At 68.5% G+C, this 19,973-nt stretch carries 11 protein-coding genes; 6 read left to right on the top strand and 5 right to left on the bottom strand.

What is annotated here, in order from left to right; all coding sequences use genetic code 11:
- Positions 1-142: 142 nt before the first annotated feature.
- Entirely contained in the window at positions 143-1,642 is a 1,500-nt protein-coding gene (locus EH209_RS13595) for an MATE family efflux transporter (protein WP_126663396.1), read from the bottom strand.
- Between the two features lie 193 nt (positions 1,643-1,835).
- On the opposite strand from EH209_RS13595, the gene EH209_RS13590 reads away from it, so the two are divergent.
- The 3 genes from EH209_RS13590 (at position 1,836) to EH209_RS13580 (ending at position 13,076) form a co-directional block, all read left to right on the top strand.
- Positions 1,836-5,687, top strand: a complete 3,852-nt coding sequence (locus EH209_RS13590) for a glycoside hydrolase family 97 catalytic domain-containing protein (protein WP_126663395.1) — start codon at positions 1,836-1,838, stop codon at positions 5,685-5,687.
- Positions 5,688-6,014: 327 nt separating this feature from the next.
- Positions 6,015-8,495, top strand: coding sequence for a DNA topoisomerase I (locus tag EH209_RS13585; RefSeq protein ID WP_126663394.1), 2,481 nt, complete (start codon positions 6,015-6,017; stop codon positions 8,493-8,495).
- Positions 8,496-8,687: 192 nt separating this feature from the next.
- Complete coding sequence (locus tag EH209_RS13580) at positions 8,688-13,076, top strand: sister chromatid cohesion protein PDS5 (RefSeq protein WP_126663393.1); 4,389 nt, start codon at positions 8,688-8,690, stop codon at positions 13,074-13,076.
- A gap of 85 nt (positions 13,077-13,161) precedes the next feature.
- Here the strand turns inward: EH209_RS13580 and trkA are convergent, their stop codons facing one another.
- Positions 13,162-14,493, bottom strand: coding sequence for a Trk system potassium transporter TrkA (trkA, locus tag EH209_RS13575; protein WP_126663392.1), 1,332 nt, complete (start codon positions 14,491-14,493; stop codon positions 13,162-13,164).
- Positions 14,494-14,640: 147 nt separating this feature from the next.
- On the bottom strand, positions 14,641-15,279 hold the full coding sequence (locus EH209_RS13570) for a TlpA family protein disulfide reductase (RefSeq protein WP_126663391.1): 639 nt from the start codon (positions 15,277-15,279) through the stop codon (positions 14,641-14,643).
- 126 nt (positions 15,280-15,405) lie between these two features.
- On the opposite strand from EH209_RS13570, the gene EH209_RS13565 reads away from it, so the two are divergent.
- A complete protein-coding gene (locus EH209_RS13565) occupies positions 15,406-16,014 on the top strand; it encodes a class I SAM-dependent methyltransferase (RefSeq protein WP_126663390.1) in 609 nt (202 codons plus the stop codon).
- A 62-nt stretch (positions 16,015-16,076) separates the two neighbouring features.
- Here the strand turns inward: EH209_RS13565 and EH209_RS13560 are convergent, their stop codons facing one another.
- Positions 16,077-17,396, bottom strand: a complete 1,320-nt coding sequence (locus EH209_RS13560) for a methyl-accepting chemotaxis protein (protein WP_126663389.1) — start codon at positions 17,394-17,396, stop codon at positions 16,077-16,079.
- 491 nt (positions 17,397-17,887) lie between these two features.
- Here EH209_RS13560 and EH209_RS13555 point away from each other — a divergent pair, with 491 nt between their 5' ends.
- Together EH209_RS13555 and EH209_RS13550 are read left to right on the top strand one after the other, a co-directional pair.
- The gene (locus tag EH209_RS13555) at positions 17,888-18,103 is read left to right on the top strand and encodes a hypothetical protein (RefSeq protein ID WP_126663388.1); all 216 of its coding nucleotides are present in this window, start codon (positions 17,888-17,890) and stop codon (positions 18,101-18,103) included.
- Positions 18,104-18,374: 271 nt separating this feature from the next.
- Complete coding sequence (locus tag EH209_RS13550; protein ID WP_126663387.1) at positions 18,375-19,244, top strand: DMT family transporter; 870 nt, start codon at positions 18,375-18,377, stop codon at positions 19,242-19,244.
- 24 nt (positions 19,245-19,268) lie between these two features.
- Here EH209_RS13550 and EH209_RS13545 read toward each other — a convergent pair whose 3' ends face one another.
- Positions 19,269-19,856 (bottom strand): nitrous oxide reductase accessory protein NosL, encoded by a 588-nt coding sequence (locus EH209_RS13545; RefSeq protein ID WP_126663386.1) that lies wholly within the window; start codon positions 19,854-19,856, stop codon positions 19,269-19,271.
- Positions 19,857-19,973 lie beyond the last annotated feature (117 nt).

Below are 19,973 nucleotides of genomic sequence, written 5' to 3'. Positions count from 1 at the left end.
CGATTCCGCACTCGGCCAGTAGCTCTCGAGGTTCCTCGCTCCGGGTCGTTTCCAAGTAGGACACACGTTTCTTCCAGTAGCGGGAGATGCGTGCGATACAGGATGGTGGCTCCCTGACGCTCCGCATTCGTCTCGAACGGTCTCAGTCGTCGGTCAGCTCCGGATCGCTCTCACCCGTCGCTGGTTCGTTTCGAGTCGCGGCCTCGTCGGATCCGTCCTCCTCGTCGTCGATGACGCCCTCGCGCCACGTTCCCAGCCGGAACCAGACGATGGCGACGACGAACGAGGCGACCATCCCGAACGAGTACGCCCACCAGATGCCTTCGACGCCCCAGTCGAGTCCGCCGATCTCGAGCCCGAGGACGGGAACGGTCACCGTCCACGCGAACGCCAGCACGAGCGCGACGGGGACCCGAAAGATCCACCGCGAGAGGAACGAGAGCACCATCGCCTCGCGGGTGTTGCCGGCGCCGCGGAAAGCGCCCTGGACGACCATAACGCCCGCGAAGAGGGTCCAGAACGGCGCCATGATTCGCAGGAAGACGACGCCCTCGGCGATCACGTCGGGGTCGGCGACGAAGAGCCGCATGGCTTGGGCCGGAAACGCGATCAGGACCGCGGCGACGGCGCCGATCACGACCATCGTTCCCGCGGTCGCGGTCCGAGCGACGGCCGCCGCTCGCTCGGGCGTCTCCGCGCCGAGGTTCTGACCGACGCCGGTCGCGGTCGCGTTGCCGACGGCGCCGGCGACCGCCCACGTCACGGACATCAACCGGACGCCGATTCCGTAGGCTGCGGTCGGCGTCGCGCCGAAGCGAGCGACCAGTCCGGCCATCGCGACCGAGGCGAAACTGCGCGCCCAGCCGTCAACCGTCGACGGGGCGCCGACGTCCACGAGTTGCTTCAGAACGTCGACGTCAGGCGCGAGATCCTCGAGTCGGAGGCGAACGCCGAAGCCCCCGTCGAGCAGAATGTAGATCCCTGCGGCGGCGGCCAGCCCGCGGGAGCAGAACGTCGCGACGCCGGCGCCGCGGGTTCCCCATGCCGGGAACGGCCCCCAGCCGAGGATGAGGAACGGGTCGAGGACGACGTTGACGCCGGCCGAGACGACGACGAGCCACATCGCCGTCTTCGTGTCGCCCGCGCCCTGCAGGGACGACCGGAACGCAAAGAAGAGGAACGTCAGCGGTAAGGCGAGGAAGATGACCTCGATGTACGCCAGCGCCTCGGCGAACACCGGCCCGCGGGCGCCGATCAGCTCGAGCAGCGGGCGGCGAAAGAGCAGGCCGGCCGCGGCAAGGACGCTCGAGACCGCCAGCGTCAGCAGGATCGTCTGGGCGACCACGCGGTCAGCCATCCGGTCGTTCCCGGAGCCGACGTACTGGGAGACCAGGGCGATGGTCGCCGCCGTGATCCCGATCGCCGTCGAGACGAACAGCCACGAGAGGGGAAACATCAGCGAGACGGCGGCGACGGCGTCGCTGCTGACGCGGCCGACCCAGAACATGTCCGCGAGGTTGTAGACGGTCTGGAGGAGGTTCCCCAGGACCAGCGGCCACGCGAGGCGGGCGAGCTTCGGGGGGATCGCCCCCGTCGTCATGTCGACGCGCTTGCGCTCCGGTTGCGAGTCTGTCTCTGCCACTGTCTCTCCGTGCGAGTCTCGCTCGCTCGAGTGAAAAGGGCTCGCCTCCCGCGAACGGGTTGCCGACTCTATGAGGCCGGAACTCGACCGTCCGCGGTTCGAAACGGTTCGGATTCGCGGGTCGAAATATGGAGTACGGTTGTTGTGAATGTCCCTTACATTTATGTGCGAGGGTGTGACAGGCACTATTTGGATGCCTGAAGAACATTTACAACAATCGTTCTCTCATTCGAGTCGCCGCCGGTTCCTCGGCGGTGTAACGGGACTCGCGGCCGCGGCAGCGTACACGCGAGCCGTCCCCGAGGAGGCGGCGGCGCGAGTCGCGAACGGAGACGACCGCGCCGTCCGGTGCGTCAGTTCGCCGGACGGCACCGTCGAGGTGACCGTCGACGTCTCCGACGGGACCCCGCGCTACGCGGTGGCAATCGACGGCACGACCTATCTCGAGCCGTCACCGATCGGATTCGACTTCCGAAACCAGCCCTCGTTCGGGGCGAGCGCGGACGGCACGACCGGTTCCGACGTCGCGGTCACCGGGAGCGAACACACGTCGGAAACGGAGGTCTGGGAGCCCGTCTGGGGCGCGTACGACAGCGTGAGCGCCGAGTACAACGCGCTCGTGATCGGGCTCGAGGAGACGGCCGAACCGGGCCGATCGGCGAACCTCGAGGTCCGCGTCTTCGACGACGGGGTCGGTCTCCGGGTCGTGTTCGGCGACAGTTTCGCGAGCAACAGCGGGCGGGCCGTCCTCACGTCGGAGAACACCGCGTTCGCGTTCGCCGACGACGACACCGCCTGGTGGATCCGAAACGAAGTCACCAACCCCCGGTTCGAACAGGAGTACGAGGAGACGCCGCTCAGCGAGATTCCCGGTGGCTCGCGGGAGACTCGACCCACGGGCACGCCGATGCGGAACGGCGCGCACACGCCGCTGACGGTCGAGGCCGGCGACGGCGACGTCTACCTGAGCGTTCACGAGGCGGACCTCGAGGACTACGCGGCCGCGACGCTCGCGCCGCGATCGGACGAGGGCGGGACGGAGCTCGTCACGGAGCTCACGCCGCTGCCAGACGGCACGAAGGCGTCGCTGGAACTCCCGAACGCGACGCCGTGGCGGACGATCCAGATCGGCCGCCGGCCGGGCGACCTGATCGAGTCGGAGCTGATCCCGCTGTTGAGCGCCGAACTGAAGGAATCGGCCATGCCGACCGTCGACGGCGAGCCAGACACCGACTGGATCAAACCGCGCAAGTACGTCGGCATCTGGTGGACGATGATCGCCGGCTCCGCAAACTGGGAGTACCGTCCGGACGACTCGTTCGAGAGTCCCGAGGACGCGGCGGGATACGTCCACGGCGCTCGGACCGAACGGATGAAGCGTTACATGAACTTCGCGGCGGAGAACGGTCTCGACAGCGTCCTCGTCGAGGGGTGGAACGAGGGCTGGGACACCTACCCCGGCGACGGCACCGGACTCGAGTTCGGCGTCGACGACTCCTATCCGGACTTTGACGTGCACGAGGTGACCGACTTCGGGCGCTCGCTCGAGTCCGACGTGGAGATGACGATCCACAACGAGACCGCGGGCGCGCTGCCCCACTACGAGGGCCAGATCCTGAACGACGACATCTTCCAGCAGTACGAGGACGTCGGCATTCACTCGATCAAGAACGGCTACGTCTCCGATCCGGGGCTGGGAATCGAGGGCGACGGCGCCGAGCCGACGCACAACCAGCACAACCAGCTCGCGGTCAACCACCACCGGCTGGTCATTGAGGCCGCTGCGGCGAACCGCCAACTGCTCGAGATCCACGAGGGGATCAAGCCGACCGGCGAGATCCGGACCTACCCCAACGTCGCCAACCGCGAGGTCGTCAAGGCCCAGGAGTACGACGGCTTCGAGCAGTTGAGCGCCGACGTCGCTCCGGACCACCACGTCACGCTGCCGTTTACCCGGAACCTGGCTGGACCGGTCAGCTACCAGCCGGGCATCTTCGACATCACCTTCAACGACGAGCGGGGCGGGCAAATCCAGACAACGCGGGCGAAACAGCTCGCCCTCTACCCGAACTACCTGAGCGGGCTGCAGATGGTTGCCGACCGCGTCGAGGCCTACGTCGACGAGACCCTCGAGGTCGGCGAGTGCCTACAGGCCGCCTCGGGCGACATCGACGGCTTCGTCACGCTAGACGAGTGGCGAAACGCCTTCGGGACGAACTACGTCGCGGTCGATCCGAACCGCGTTCCGTCGGGGTCGTCGGTCTCCTTCACCGTCGAAGACGCCGACGCGGGCACGCACGAACTCCATCTCCGGTACGCGGCGGCCCCCGAGGACAACGCCAAACGAGTCGTCGAGGCCGGCGAAACCCAGGCGACGCTGCGCGTCAACGGCCAGACGACGACCATCAACCCCGCCTTCACCGGCTACTGGGACCAGTGGGAGGTCTTCACGACGGAGGTCGATCTCGAGGACGGCGACAACGAGATCGCGATCGAACTGCAGTACGACGATTCGGGCGAGGCGTTCGAGGGCGACGTCGGCGGTTTCAACCTCAACACGATCGGCGTCAGCGAGCCCGACGCGCCGTCTCCGGTCCCGGCCGAGTACGAGGGGTACACTCCCGAGAACGAGAACTTCGACGCGAAACCCGCATTCGAGTTCATCGAGAGCGTTCCCGCGGCCGGCTGGGACGAGACGAACGTCGTCGATAGCGAGATCGGCGACTACGTCGTCACCGCCCGCCGGAAGGGCGAGGAGTGGTACGTCGGCGCGATGACCGACGAGGGCGGCCGCGCAGTCGACGTGCCGCTCGAGTTCCTCGCGCCGGGGAACTCCGGGACGAACGGTAACGGCAACGGCAACGGGAACGGGAACGGCGGCGTCAACGGTCCCAAAGGACCGAAATACGTCGCCGAGATCTACTCGGACGGCCTCGGCGGCGGCTACGAGGCCGATACCGAGGCCGTCAGGATCGACGAGGCCGTCGTCGATCCGAGTGCGACGATCCTCGCGTCGATGGCCCGCAGCGGCGGAACGGCGATCCGACTCCGTCCCGCGACGGGCGAGGAACGCAAGGAGCTCCCGACCTACGAGCGCCCCGCACAGGACGTGCGCTACGAGATCGACGACCAGGCGGGGCTCGGCGAACCGTTCATCGCGGCGACCGGCTCGAACGACGGCGATTTCGTCGGCGGGACCACGGTCGCGATCGAGGTCGACGGCGAGCGCGAGACCGTCGACAACGTCCGACTCTCGCCCGGAGCGACCGACGAGACCGTCTCCCTCGGCTACGCGATCACGTCGATCGGCACGTACGACGTCATCTTACGCGATCCGGACGACGGGACCGCCCTCGCGTCCGAAACGGTCACCGTCGCTCCCGGCGACCTCGTCGCCGAGTTCGACGACCCGGCCGGCGACGACCGCGGCCCCGGCGAGTACACCTACCCGACCAGCGACGACTTCCGGGAGGGCGCGTTCGACCTGCGCTCGTTCGCCGTCTACGAGGCCGACGACGCGTATCGGTTCGCCTTCGAAGTCGAGGAGCTCTACGACACCTTCGGCGGGGAGTTCTCGCCCCACTACTTCGCGGTCTATCTCCGAGATCCGTCCGTGGACGGCGGTCGGTCCACCGAACTCGGCGACCTGGAGGTCACCGCCGCGTTCGACGCCGACTGGCACTACCGCGTCGCCGCCAGCGGCTTCGGCTCGAGCGTCGTCGACGCGGCCGGGACCGACCTCGGATCGCCGGCGACTATCGTCGACTTCGAGAGCGATACGGCCGTTCTCTCCATCGAGAAGGACGCGCTCGGCGTTGACATCGCGAACGCCGAGGTCGTCCCCGTAGTCGGCTCCGAGGACCGCGGGACGTTCCGCGACGTCGACGTCGAGGCCGAGGGCTACGTCTTCGGCGGTGCACGCGAAGACGCGGTCGAGAACGCGCCGCGAATCATCGACCTCCTGACGCCGCCGGACGTCGACCAGTCCGAGGCGCTCGCGTACGACGCGGACTCGCTGGCGACGCTCCCGTTCGTCCCGTTGTGACCGCTCGCTCGCGAATCGAGCACCGTCGTCGGTGTCGGTATCGGTGACTGCCCGAACACCGACCGACTCCACCGAGCGGCTTTTGCAGACGGTTACAGGGGCCGAGCGATCGGCCCACGCGGCGGAGTGGAACGTACTCCTCGAGTGGTCGCGTCCCCGCGGACACCTCGCGCACACGCGACCGCACGACCGCGCACACCGCACGCACACCCGCGCTGTCGGTCGGTTTTCGGCGAAAGCGTTATCAGATCCTCGGTCGTAGCGAGCGACGATGCAGGACACTCGCCCGTCCGTACCGGAACCGATCGCTCGAGGAGGTGAGCCGTCGTGGAGCTGATAATCACGGAGAAGGACAACGCCGCGCGACGGATCGCCGACATCCTTTCCGGCGGCACCTACGACTCGAGTCGCGAGAACGGCGTCAACGTCTACGAGTGGGGCGGCAAGCGCTGCGTGGGGCTGTCGGGCCACGTCGTCGGCGTCGACTTCCCGGACGAGTACTCAGACTGGCGCGACGTCGAACCCGTCGAACTCATCGACGCGAACGTCGAGAAGACGGCGACGAAGGAGAACATCGTCGCGACGCTGCGCATCCTCGCGCGCAAGGCCACCCGCGTCACCATCGCGACCGACTACGACCGCGAGGGCGAACTCATCGGCAAGGAGGCCTACGACATCGTCCGCGACGTCGACGAGGAGGTCCCTATCCGCCGCGTTCGGTTCTCCTCGATCACGGAAAACGAGGTTCAAAGCGCTTTCGACGATCCGGACGACCTCGACTTCGATCTGGCGGCCGCGGGCGAGGCCCGCCAGATCATCGACCTGATCTGGGGCGCCGCGCTGACTCGCTTCCTCTCGCTGTCGGCGGGCCAGCTCGGCAACGACTTCATCTCGGTCGGGCGAGTGCAGTCGCCGACGCTGAAGCTGATCGTCGACCGCGAGCGCGAGATCCAGGCGTTCGATCCCGAGACCTACTGGGAGCTGTTCGGCGACTTGACCAAGGACGAGACCACGTTCGAGGCCCAGTACTTCTACCGCGACGAGGACGACAACGAGGCCGAGCGCGTCTGGGAGGAAGCCGTCGCCGACGAGGTCTACGAGACGCTGGCCGAGCGCGATTCGGCGACTGTCGTCGACGTCAACCGCCGGACGCGGACGGACACGCCGCCCGAGCCGTTCAACACAACCCAGTTCATCCGCGCGGCCGGCGCCCTCGGCTACTCCGCCAAGCGGGCGATGTCGATCGCCGAGGACCTCTACACCGCCGGCTACATCACCTACCCGCGGACGGACAACACCGTCTACCCCGACGACCTCGATCCCGAGGAACTGCTCGATGACTTCGTCGGCCACCCGACGCTCGGCGACTCGGCCGAGGACCTCCTCGAGGCCGACGAGATCGTCCCTACCGAGGGCGACGAGGAGACGACCGACCACCCGCCGATCCACCCGACCGGCGAGATTCCGACCCGCGGGGACGTCTCCGACGACGAGTGGGAGGTCTTCGAGCTCGTCGTCCGGCGGTTCTACGCGACCGTCGCCGACGCGGCCGTCTGGGAGCACCTCAAGGTCGTCACCGAGGTCGACGACTACCGGCTCAAGTCCAACGGCAAGCGCCTCGTCGAGCCCGGCTACCACGACGTCTACCCCTACTTCAGCACGTCCGAGAACTACGTCCCCGATGTCGCCGAGGGCGAGGAGCTCGCGCTGACCGACGTCGAACTCGAGGAGAAGGAGACCCAGCCGCCCCGACGCTACGGCCAGTCGCGGCTCATCGAGACCATGGAAGACATGGGGATCGGGACGAAGTCGACCCGCCACAACACCTTGGAGAAGCTGTACGACCGGGGCTACATCGAGAGCGATCCGCCGCGGCCGACCAAGCTCGCGATGGCCGTCGTCGACGCGGCCGAGAACTACGCCGACCGCGTCGTCAGCGAGGAGATGACGGCCCAGCTCGAACAGGACATGGACGCCATCGCCAGCGGCGAGGCGACGCTGGACGACGTCACCGACGAGTCCCGTGAGATGCTCGAGGAGATCTTCGCGAACCTCGCCGACTCGCGCGACGAGATCGGTGACCACCTCCGCAAGTCGCTCAAGGACGACAAGCGACTGGGGCCCTGCCCCGAGTGCGGCGAGGACCTGCTCGTTCGGCGCAGCCGCCACGGCTCCTACTTCGTCGGCTGCGACGGCTATCCGGACTGCGAGAACACGCTGCCGCTGCCCTCGACGGGCAAGCCGCTGATCTTAGAGAACGAGTGCGAGGAACACGGCTTAAACGAGGTCAAGATGCTCGCCGGCCGCCAGACGTTCGTCCACGGCTGCCCGCTCTGTAAGGCCGAAGACGCCGGCGAGGGTCCCGTGCTGGGTACTTGTCCGGACTGCGGAGACGAACACGACGGCGAACTCGCCGTCAAAACCCTCGAGAGCGGCTCGCGGCTCGTCGGCTGTACGCGCTATCCCGACTGCGAGTACTCGCTGCCGCTGCCCCGGCGCGGCGATATCGAGGTGACCGACGAGCGCTGCGACGAACACGACCTGCCCGAACTCGTCGTCCACAGCGGCGACGACCCCTGGGAGCTGGGCTGTCCAATCTGTAACTACCAGGAGTTCCAGGCCCGCGAGAGCGACTCCGGCTCCGACCTCGAGGCGCTGGACGGCGTCGGCGCCAAGACCGTCGAGAAACTCGCCGACGCGGGCATCGAGAGCCTGGACGATCTGACCGAGGCCGATCCGGACGCGGTCGCCGAGGACGTTGACGGCGTCAGCGCCGACCGGGTCCGAACCTGGCAGGCGAAGGCGTAGGATCGGAGCCGCTTTTCGACCGTTCGTATTCCCGCCGAGAGCGCCTCTCGCCCCAGTACTTGAGCGGGACGCGTTCGGAGAGGCGCGCTCACAGACTGTTGAATCGGCCCCTTCCGGGAGTAGAATTAACTAAGTGTGTTCGCATATGTCAGTATCACCCTCGTGACGCCGTCGGGCGTCGCACCTCACAGCATGTCAGGACCCGACGAAATCGCTGACGGACCGGGAATTGGAGGGGGCGACGGGATCGAAGTCACCGTCGGGATCGATCAACTCGAGGAGTTCCTCGCGGCCGACGATCCCGACGTTCGGGAGTACGCCGCGCGCACGCTCGCCACGAAGGCCGCCGAGCGGCCGGTGGATGTTCGCTCGGCCGTCCCGTCGCTGACCGACCGCCTCGAGGACGAGCCGTCGATCAGATCCCACGCCGCCGCCGCGCTGTCCGCCGTCGCGGCCGACCATCCCGGCGCCGTTCGCGAGTCGATCCCCGCACTGACCGACCGGCTGGAGAGCGAGGCGCGGAGCGCCTCGAGTACGAGCGGCGAAGCCGCGAATGCGACCGTCCGCGCGAACGCGGCCGACGCGCTCGCGGCCGTCGCGGCCGAAGCTCCCGCAGCAGTCGCCGACTCGATCGAGGCGCTCGGGCGCTACGCGACCGACGGGAACGAGCGGGTCAGGGTTCGGACGACCGACGCGCTCGCGGCCGTCGCCGACGCCCAGCCCGAACGAGTCGTCGCCGTCGTCGACGACGTCGCCGCCGCGGCCGACGACGGGACGGCCGCCGTCCGCGAGAACGCGACGGCGGTTCTCGCGGCGGTCGCGACGGCCGCTCCCGACGCGGTCCTCGAGGCCGTCCCGGCGCTGGTCGATCGACTCGAGGACGAGATGGACGTCCAGGACGGTGCGACCGCGTCCGCCGCCGCCGGATCGATCGGCGGCTACGCGATGGAAGCGCTTCGAGCGATCGCTGACGATTCGCCGGTGGCCGTCGCCGACGCGGTCGATCCGATCGCCGCCCACCTCGCGGACGATCGAGAAGGGATCCGTCACGACGCCGCCCTCGCCCTCGAGTCGATCGCGACCGATCGACCCGGGGCGGTCGTCGATGCCGTCGATCGACTCGCGGATCGACTCGACGACGCGGCGGCGATCCGCCGCGAGTGCGTCGGCGCGCTGCGCGAAATCGCGGCGGCCGAACCTGCCGGCGTCGCGTCGGCGACCGCCGCGCTCGTCGCCCGGCTCGACGACCCGCTCGAGACCGTTCGGACGGACGCCGCCGGGACGCTCGCGTCGGTTGCGGCGGAGCGCCCGACCGCGATCACCGACGCTGTCCGCCCGCTGGCCCGACGGCTGGAGACGGACGTCGAACCGGTTCAGCGTCACGGCGTCACGGCGATCGCGGCTGTCGCAGACACGCAACCAGACGCGGTCGAACCCGTCGTGACCGAACTGGCCGCCGTCGCTGACGCCGACGACAAGAGCGTTCGCCTCGATGCGGTCCGGGCGATCGCCGCCGTAGCGGCATCCTCGCCGGACGCGATCGGCCCGGTCGTCCCCGCCCTCGCGGATCGGATCGACGACCCCCACGAACCGGTCCGCCGGCCTGCGACCGACGCGCTGGCCGCGCTCGTACGCGAGACGCGCGCCGAGGGGACTGACGTTTCCGCGCTCCTCGAGGCCCTCGAGGGCGAGGCGGAGAACGCCTCAGACGAGGGCGACGAGTGGGTTCAGGGGTACGCGGCCCGCGGCATCGCCGACATCGCGCGGTCGGCGACCGCCGACGCCCACCCGGCGGTCCGGTCACTAACCCGGCGGCTCGACGACGACGCGGCCGCCGTTCGGCGGGCCGCGACGCGCGATCTCGTGACCGTCGCGGCCGAGCGCCCGCTCGCGGTTCGCGGCGCCGTCGGCCCGCTGGCAGAACGGCTCGGGGGCGAAGCGCAGAGCGCCGACGAGGACGCGACGGTTCGGAACAACGCGGCGATCGTCCTCTCGCGGGTCGCGGCGTCGACTCCCGACGACGTCCGCGAGGACGACGTGTTGGTCTCGTTGCTGGCGGCGCTGGACGACCCGGATCGTTCCGTTCGACGGACCGTTCGCCGGACCCTCGCCGAAATCGCATCCGACACCGGCGACGACGACTGTCGGCCGACACTGTCGCTGGCCGTCGCGGAGACGACGGCCGAGACAGAGTGGGTCCGCGTCGCCGCCTGCGAGGCCCTCGCCACGCTCGGCCTCGAGTCCGGGGCAGAGGCCGAAGCCGTCGTCGAAGCGCTCCGTGAGTTGCTTGTCGATCCGACGCCGGCCGTTCGCGTCGCAGCGCTGGACGCACTCGAGACGACACTCGCGGCGGACGCAGACGTCGAGCCGACGTCGACCGACGTGGTCCTCGAGTCGCTGTCGGGCGACGACGGTCGGTCGGCTGCCGTCGCCGCCGCGCTCGGGGACGTCGCACAGCGGAATTCGGAACCGGTCGCCGCGGCCGCCTCGTCGCTGCTCGAGCGGTTCGCGCCGGGCGAGGCCGACGCGCCGGCGCTCCTGCGCGCGCTGACGACGGTCGTCGCGGCGGACGGCGGCGACGCCAGCACCGTCACCGGGGCGCTGGTCGATCGGCTCGACGCCGACGGGGACCGACGCGCGATCGTCGAGGAGATCGCCCGGCTTGCGGCGACGGCGCCCGACGACGCGGCCGCCGAGCGGGACCGACTGGCCGACCTGCTCGTGGAGCGGGCGGGAGATACCGGACGAAATGGGGACGGAGAGGCTGACGACGAGGCGGTCCGGGGCTACGCCGCGCTCGCGCTCGGCACCCTCGCGGTCACCGGCCACGACGACGGAAGCGCGTTGGAATCCGAACTCGAGGCAGTCGACGACCGACTGCTCGACGCCGCCTCGCTGGCGGCCGGCGGCGAGACGCCGACCCACACCGACGGGATCAACACCCAGCTCTCGGGGATGGGCGACCGGCTGGACGCGGAGCCGTGGGTCGCCGGCCTCGCCGTCCTCGCGCTGGCCGTGCTGGCCGACGAGTCGGCGACGCTCCGGCCGACCGGGATCGGGAAAATCGCTGGCGGACTCGAGGCCGACGGCCCCGTTGTCCGCGTCACCGCCGGCCGGGTCCTCGAGACGATGGCCGACGACGATCCGTCCGGCTTCGCGGACGCGGTGCCAGCGCTGCTCGCAGCGCTCGAGGACTCCGACGCCGACGTCCGGGCGGCGGCCGCCGGCGCGCTGGCCGCGTGCGCCGAATCAGACGATGACTCGCCGTTCGAGGACGCCGATCGGAACCCCGTCCCGGTCCTCGAGTCGCGCCTCGCCGATCCCGACGGCCGGGTGCGCGCTCGAGCCGTCCGGACGTTGGCGGCCCTCGAGGCGACGGCGGCGAAACCGGATGTCGAACCGCTGGCCGACGATCCCGTTCCGGCCGTCGCGACGGCCGCGGAGGAGGCGACGACGCGGCTCGCGGACGCCACCGACGCGCTGCCGGACTCCGGCGACGGCGACGCCGCGGGCTGGCCGATGGCGCGCGCCGGCCCGTCCCGCGTCGGTCGCGTCACCGACGGGAGTTCGCTCGGGCGGCGACCGGCCGAACGTTGGCGCGACGACCCCGAGGACGCCGCGCCCGGCGCCGCGCCGGCGGTGGTCGGCGAGACGGTCGCCGTCGGCCGCGACGACGGCAGCGTCGCCGCGCTGGCCCTCGAGGACGGGCGCGAGCGCTGGCGGTTCGAGACTGGCGGCCCGGTCCGGGCCGCGCCCGCGGTCGCCGATGGCGCGGTCTACGTCGGCAGCGCGGACGGCGCCGTCTACGCGATCGACGCCGAGAGCGGCGAGCGCGAGTGGCGCTACCAGACCGACGGTCGCGTCGAGACGTCGCCGGTCGTCGCCGACGGCGTCGTCTACGCCTGTAGCGACGATCTCCATGCGATCGACGCCGAGAACGGTCGCCCGGTCTGGACGGCCGCCCTCGAGGGCGAGTGCTCCGGGCCGACGGTCGCCGACGATGCGGTCTACGTCGCCACCGGCGATCGACTGCACTCGCTCGCGACGGCCGACGGGAGCCGACGCTGGGAACGCACCTTCGAGGCACCCATCGGCGCGCCGCCGGCGGTCGCCGACGGGACGGTCTACGTCACCAGCGGCGAGACGCTGCTGGCGCTGTCGAACGCCGACGGCTCGCGGCGGTTCCGGTTCGACACCGGGGCGCGGATCGAGACGCCGCCGGCGGTCTCGAGCGCCGACGGCACCGCCTACGCGGCCAGTTCCGACGGGAGCCTCTACGCCGTCGAGACGGCCCGCGGCACCGAGCGCTGGCGGGTCGACGTCGGGACGGCAACGACGGGGCCCGCGGTCGTCGGCGAGGCGGTCTATCTGGGTACCGACGACGGGCGGCTGCTCGCGCTGACGGCCGGCGACGGACGCCGGCGCTGGCGACTCGAGCGCGAGGCGACCGCGACGGAACTGGCCGTCTCGAGCGCGACGCTGTGGCTGGTCGACGACGGTGTCGCGGCGCTCGGCGGCGGTCGATCGTCCCTGACGGAGTCGCTCTCCGGGCTGTTCACTCGATTCGGCGGCGACTCCTAAGCTCGCCAGCAGCGGGTTCGAAATAGCGCTGAATCGCACACGTCGTTGCTGACGTGGGCGTCGCGAACAGAGACGGTTTCTCCGGTCAGATCAGTTCGGCGACCTCGGCGGCGACGGAAGCGTCGACGAACGCGATGACCCGATCGCCGGTTTGAATGATCTTGTTGCCCCGCGGGATCTGCAGCTGCTCGTTGCGGACGATCGCGCCGATCACGATCCCGGACGGAAGCTGGTCGGTAACGTCCCGGAGGGCTTTCCCGGCGAGGGCGCTCTCCGAGTCGACGACGACCTCGAGCACTTCGGCGTCGTCGTGTCCAAGGACGCTGACTTCCTCCGGTCCCGGCTCGTAAATGGTCCGGAGGATATCGCTGACGATGATGTCCTCGGGATGGACAATCACGTCGAGGCCGGTTTCCTCGAAGAGGTCGACGACCTCGGGGTTGTCGACGACGGCCGCGGTTCTGGCGACGTCGAACTCCCTGGCCAACTGCGCCAGGAGGTAGTTCGTGTTATCGTCGACCGTGCCGACGACCAGATCGGCGCCCGTTAACACGTTGGGGTTGAAGCCGCCGATGTTCGTCACGTCGGTCTCCGCGACCGACGAGCTTCGGAGTCGGGTCGTCAACTGCGTCGCCTGCTCCGGATCGCGCTCGACGATTTCCGGCGTCCAGCCCCGGGCCTCGAACTGCTGTGCGATCTGGTAGCCCAGCACGTCGCCGCCGACGACCACGATGTCGTCTTCGGATTTCAACGGCGGCTGGGCGGAAACGTCCTCCGCGAAGCGGCTGATGCTGGCGAGACTGCCGATCACGACGACGCAATCCCCCGACTGGATCACGGTCTCCCCGGTCGGGATGATGACGTCGTCGTCTCGGAGGATCGCCGCGAACGTCGTCGACGCGTACCGGTCGGCTTCCGCGACGCTCTGGCCGGTTATCGGCGTGTCCTCTCCGATTTCGAACTCGGCGACCTCCACCTGGTCGTCGGCGAAGGTATCGACGGCGTGGGCGCCTGGAAGCGCGATCGTCCGAACGACGGCTTCGGCGGCGAGCTTGTCGATACACAGCATCGTATCGACGCCGAGTCCCTCGTCGAGCGACTGCCAGGTCTCGAACAACCCGACTTCCTTGACGCGGGCGATGGTGTGGGGATCACCGGCCTGCTTGGCCGCGTTGCAGACCATGACGTTCGCCGCGTCGTTGTCGGTGCTCGCGACGACGATCTCCGCCCGATCGATGCCAGCCTCCCGGAGCGTCGATGCCGAACGACCGTCGCCGACGACCCCGGTCACATCGTGTTGTGAACGAAGCTCATCGACCAGATCCGCATCGCGGTCGATGACAACTACATCATTGGATTCCGCGAGGTCAGCGGCCAAATTCGATCCGACGCTCCCGGCACCGATGATGAGAATCATCTGTGATCCCGTATTACTGGGTCGGAAGCAGTCGTAAATCTTTGCCTATCAGTATCAGAGACAATTGGAACGAGGACGGGACCGCTTCGCTGTCCAGTACGCGACGTCGACGATGCACTCCGACGGAAAACCGCGCCAGTAGCCCCGTTACGGCCCCGAAACGTCGATGCGCGACGCCGTCGACTCGCCGGTCGTTTCGTCGGACGGATCCTCCTCCCCACGGTCACCGTCGGAATCCCTGGCCTCGAGTTCGGCGTCGACGTCCCGGACGATCGTTTCGTGATCGAGGACGGCAGTCTCATGCCACCGTTTCTCGCCGTTCGGATCGACGAGGATCGTGGTCGGGTAGCCGACGACGCCGTAGGCCTCGGCCAGTCCGGCATCGTAGCCGACGGCCCAGTCGCCGCCGTGGGTCGCCCACCACTCGCGGAGCGCGGCCGGCGACAGCGTCTCGGAGCGCTGGTAGGTGGCCGCGACGAATCGGACGGCGTCGCCGCGTCGCTCGCGGAGCCGATCGCGGGCGGCGGCGAGTTCAGGGATCTGCGCCTGACAGTTGCCGCAGCCGGTGACGAAAAACGTGACGAGCACGACCGCGTCGGTCGGAACGCGGACCGTTCCCGCCTCGCTTCCGCGCGCGTCGATCGTCTCCACCTCGAGGGACTCGTCGCCGTCGCTCATCTCCGGGCCGTCGGCGCCGAACGACGGCGGTCCGACTCGCAGCAGGGTCCCGGCGCCGGCGAGGGCGCCCGCGCTTCCGAGGCCGGCGAGGAGTTCGCGCCTGTTCATCGACTCAGCCCCCGTGTGGCGGGGACCGCACGGCCGGCCGTACGAAGCGACGAAAGAAGAGTTCACTGCCGGCAACGCCTCCTCGAGACCGCCACAGACAACTGTCACACGCCCGTCGTAGAAGCCATGACTGACGAGCGCGAGCGGTGGAACGAGCGGTACGGCGACGTCGAGTTCGAACTCCCCGACAAGCCGATTCCGGTACTCGAGCGGCGGATCGCCACGCTGCCCGAGGGGCGCGCGCTCGACGTCGCGACCGGGACCGGACGGAACGCGCTCTTTCTCGCCGAGCACGGGTACGAGGTCGACGCGATCGACATCTCCGACGCGGCGATCGAGCGGGCGCGAGACCGAGCCGACGAGCGCGGCCTCGAGGTGAACTGGCGGCGAGCAGACCTGGCCGACGTCGAACTCCCGACCGACGAATACGACGTGCTCACCGTGAGCTTCTTCGCCGCGCTCGAGCGCCTGCCCGATCTCAAGGACGCGCTGGCGCCCGGCGGCGTCCTCATTTACGAACACCACCTCCGCTCTTCCGATCCGGTCGAGGTCGGCCCCTCGAGCGAGCGCTTCCGGTACCGATCGAACGACCTCCTGCGGGCGTGTCTCGACCTGACGATTCTCGCCTACGCGGAGCGGCGGCGGCCCGTCGCGGGCGGGACGGCCGCGGTGGCGACGCTGGTCGCGCGCAATTCCCGGGACGGCACTCAGTCGTATCCGACGCTCGAGGAGTAACGGGCAGTCGTCAGGGGTTGTCCGACCGGCGGCACGTCGACCGCGAAACGCGAGCGGGCCGGTCAGTTGAGAACGTCCTCGATGTCCCGCTCGAGGGCCTCGATACTGTCTTCGATGTTCTCGACCATCATCGTCTGCTCTTCGGTGGCGGCCGCGATGCTCTGTACCGCGGCCGTGACCTCGTCGCTCTGCTCGGCGACCGAGTCGATCATGCCGGTGATCTCCTCCGAACTCGCGGCCTGTTGGTCCGTCGCAGCGGCGATGTCCGTGATCCCCTCGTTGGTCTCCTGGATCGCGCTGCGGATGGTTTCCTGATTCTCGACGACGGCCTCGATTTCCGTCACGACGGTGGCGATCTCCTCGTTGGTCGTCTCGACGCTGTCGACCGTGTCTAGCGCCGTCTCGCGGATCTCGGCGACGATGGCTTCGATCTCGTCGGCGCGCTCTTTGGACTGCTCCGCCAGGCCCTTGATCTCGTTTGCGACGACGGCGAAGCCGTTCCCGGAGCCGTCGGCGCGGGCCGCCTCGATGTTGGCGTTGAGCGCGAGCAGGTTGGTCTGGTCGGCGATGTTGTTGATGATCTCGACGATCTCGTCGATCTCGTCGATCCGGCCGGCCAACTGGCCCGCGTCGTCGGCGACGCTGTCGGCCTCCGCGGCGACCTCGTCCATCGTCTCGAGGGTTTCCTGGGCGGTGTCGGCCGACTCCTCGGCGAGGGACTTGGCCTGCTCGCTCTGACTGCTGACCTCCTCCGCGCTGGAGGCGATCTCCTCGACGGACGCGCTGAACGTCGACACCTCGCCTTGTACCTCGGAGAGGCTGTCGGACTGCTCCTCGGCGGACTCACTGATCTCCTGGGAGTTCTCGGCCATGTTCGTCGCCGCGTCCCGCAGTTCCGCGACGGCGCCCTCGACCTCGTCGCTCATCTGTTCTTGAAGCTGCTTGATCCGCTCTTGTTGTTCGATCAGCGTCGTCACGCGGGTGAGGACCTCGACGGCGCCGACGACGTCGCCGTCCTCGCTCGTGATCGGGATGCCGAGCGCACGGGCGTGTACCGTATCGCCGTCGGCGCTCTCGGCCGCCCGGATCGATTCCTCCCGGATCGGGCGTCCGGTCCGGATGACCTCTTCGGCGAGGGTCTCGTCCTCGCCTTCAGTCCCGAAGACGTCGTACGCGTGTTTCCCCACGACGTCGCTGGCCGGATAGCCGGTGATATCCTCGACGCCGTCGTTCCACCGGGTGATGTAGCCGGATCCGTCGACGGCGAACGCCGGCTCCGGAAACACGTCGATAAGGCCGGTGAACGCGCCTCGCCAGAAGGCGGCCGCGTCGTCGTCCGCTCCGGGTTCGATGCTGGGGGGAGTTCCTGTCTCAATCGCCATGGTGATTCTCGTTTGGAGAACATATCTCGGTACCGTTTATAAACTGTGGCCGCTCAACGGATCGAAAATCGCACGAAAGCGGTCGTTATCTGACCCCAATCGTTACTACTCAGAATATTGGTACTAAATGAAGGTACTGCGACACCCTAGAATGTCGCCCGCGCCAGTGGGACGGCCGTCGACCGCGCTCGAGGGGGCCGGTGCGTCGGTCTCGAGGGCACGGCTGTTATTGACAGTGCGCCCTCGCCGAGAGCGACCCACAATTGGTCAATCGTGTAGTTCGCGTCGCCGAACGACCGGGCCGTGAGGCCGCGACGTCCGGTAGGACACGGAACGCACGAGTGTTGGCCGTCTCGACTCCAACGATGTCGTCACAGCTCTCGACAGCCCGTCCGTCGAGCCGACTATTTATCATTCTTATTGATATTGTATTCCTCGTACCCAGTACCGAAACTACTATTTTATATATCTCCGTTATACGTGGTTATACAATGACCAACTGCTCGAGTCGAGGGCTCTTACGGGTGCTCGACGAGCGCGGCGCGGTCGAAGTGGGGACGCTGGCGGCGACGCTCGACGAGCATCCGGTGACGGTGACGCAGGTGTGTTACGATCTCCAGTCGAATGGCCACGTGCGACAGGTCTCGGGCGGCGTCTACACGATCACCGAGGACGGCCGACAGTATCTCACGACGCTCTCGGAGTAACGTTTTCTCGGACGCCGTTACGCCCGATCCGTAGCGCCGCGGCTGTCCCGCTCGACGGTCGTCAGATAGATTCCCGAGAGGACGACGGCGACCGCGATGCCCGCGGCAGTGGTGCGATCGAGCCGTCGCCTCGAGCTCCGACCGGTTCACGTCGGCGCTGTTTCCGCGGGCGCTCAAACCGATTCCGAAACCGCCCGCCGTGGGCGGTAATCACACCCAGTAGACGGCCCGAATCGCCGACGCTATACGTTCGAGTAAGTCTCGTGAGAATATGGACGAGCGGACGGTCGGGATCGGTTACGTGCTCGCGTCAGCCGTCGGGTTCGGAACCGTCGGCATCTTCGGGACGCTCGGCGGCGACGTCGGTCTCTCGATTCCGACGATTCTCGCGTTTCGGTTCGCCATCGCGTCGGCGGTTCTCTGGGGCCTGCTTGCAATACAGGGGCGCCAGAACCTTCTCAGCGGACGATTTATCGGCTGGGCGGCCCTCCTCGGAATCGGCGGCTACGGCGGCATGAGCGGCTTCTACTTCTGGGGACTCGAGCATCTCACCGCGGGACTGGTTGCGATCGTCCTCTTTACGTTTCCCGCGATCGTCGTCGCCGTCACGCTCGTTACGTCGCCCGACCGGATCAGCGGGCCCCTCGTCGCGGCGCTCTGTCTCTCGCTCGGCGGCGTGGCGCTGGTCGTCGGCGCGGATTCCGCCGGCGCCGATCCGCGGGGCGTGGTCATCGTGCTCGGCTCAGCGATCTGCTACGCGGGCTACATGCTGGGCAGCGAGCGCGTCCTCAAGTCGGTAGATCCGCAGGTGCTGACGGCCCACGTATTGCCGGCGTCGGGGCTCCTGTTTCTCGCGATCGGCGCGGCGCGGGGGACGTTCGCGGTGCCGGCGGCGACCGAGACGACCGCGTGGATCGTGCTGACCGCGCTCGCGATGTTCTCGACGGCGATTCCGATCAGCCTCCTCTACGCCGGCCTGCCGAAAATCGGGGCGAGCAGGGCGAGCATCATCAGCACGGCCGAACCGGCGGTCGCCGTCGTCCTCGGCGCGGCGGTGCTCGGCGAACCGGTGACGGCGATGACGGTGCTTGGCGGTCTGCTGGTCGTCGTCGGCGTCATCGTGATCCAGCGGCGAAGTTAACGGGACGGGCCGAGAGGCCGACGCTCACATGCGATTTCCGCGATAGATCTCGGCCGTCTCGCGGTCGATCTCGTCGAACCCGACGATGTCCTCCTCGGTCAGGTCTTCGGCGTCGTACTCCTCGAGGAAGGCGACGGCGTCGTCCCGGTTGGCAAAGCTCCGCGGGTTGATCTTCATCGGATCGTCGACCGCAGTTTCGTCGGTAATAAGCACGAAGTGCGCCTCGGTCGCGTCGACGAGGTCGCCCGTCTCGAAGTCGGCGGTCCAGGCGCCGGCGACGGGCGAGTCGGACGTCGTGATGACGAGATAGGCGAACAGACAGCCCGGCGTATCGAAGGCGGCTCCCGTCCCGTCCTCGTGGGCGACCTGTCCGTGCCAGTTGGGGTAGTCCGCCGGCGTCATATTGCAGATCGGGCAGTTCTGCTCGTCGGTGAACGCGACGGGTTCGTCGCCTGGGTGTTCGAGGATCGGATCGACCGTCCGCTCGTCGTCCTCCTCGTCGGCGCCGCCCTCGTCCCCGCCCAGACAGCCGGCGCCCCCCGCGAGGAGGCCGGCCCCGAGGAGGCCGAGTAGCCGCCGTCGCTCGAGGGGTCGACGGTTCGGTCCGTTCATACACCGACTACCGCCGCGACGGCCAAAACGAGCGTGGTTCGATCGCCGAACTATTGAATCGGTCCCGCGAACTCGGAGAGTCGACCGCAGAGAAGCCGGATTGCACCCACCTCACTC

It is taken from the genome of Haloterrigena salifodinae (genome assembly GCF_003977755.1).
GTDB classification, from domain to species: domain Archaea; phylum Halobacteriota; class Halobacteria; order Halobacteriales; family Natrialbaceae; genus Haloterrigena; species Haloterrigena salifodinae.
The sequence above is the reverse complement of the archived record's forward strand: the minus strand, read 5'-3'. Positions and strand labels throughout refer to the sequence as shown.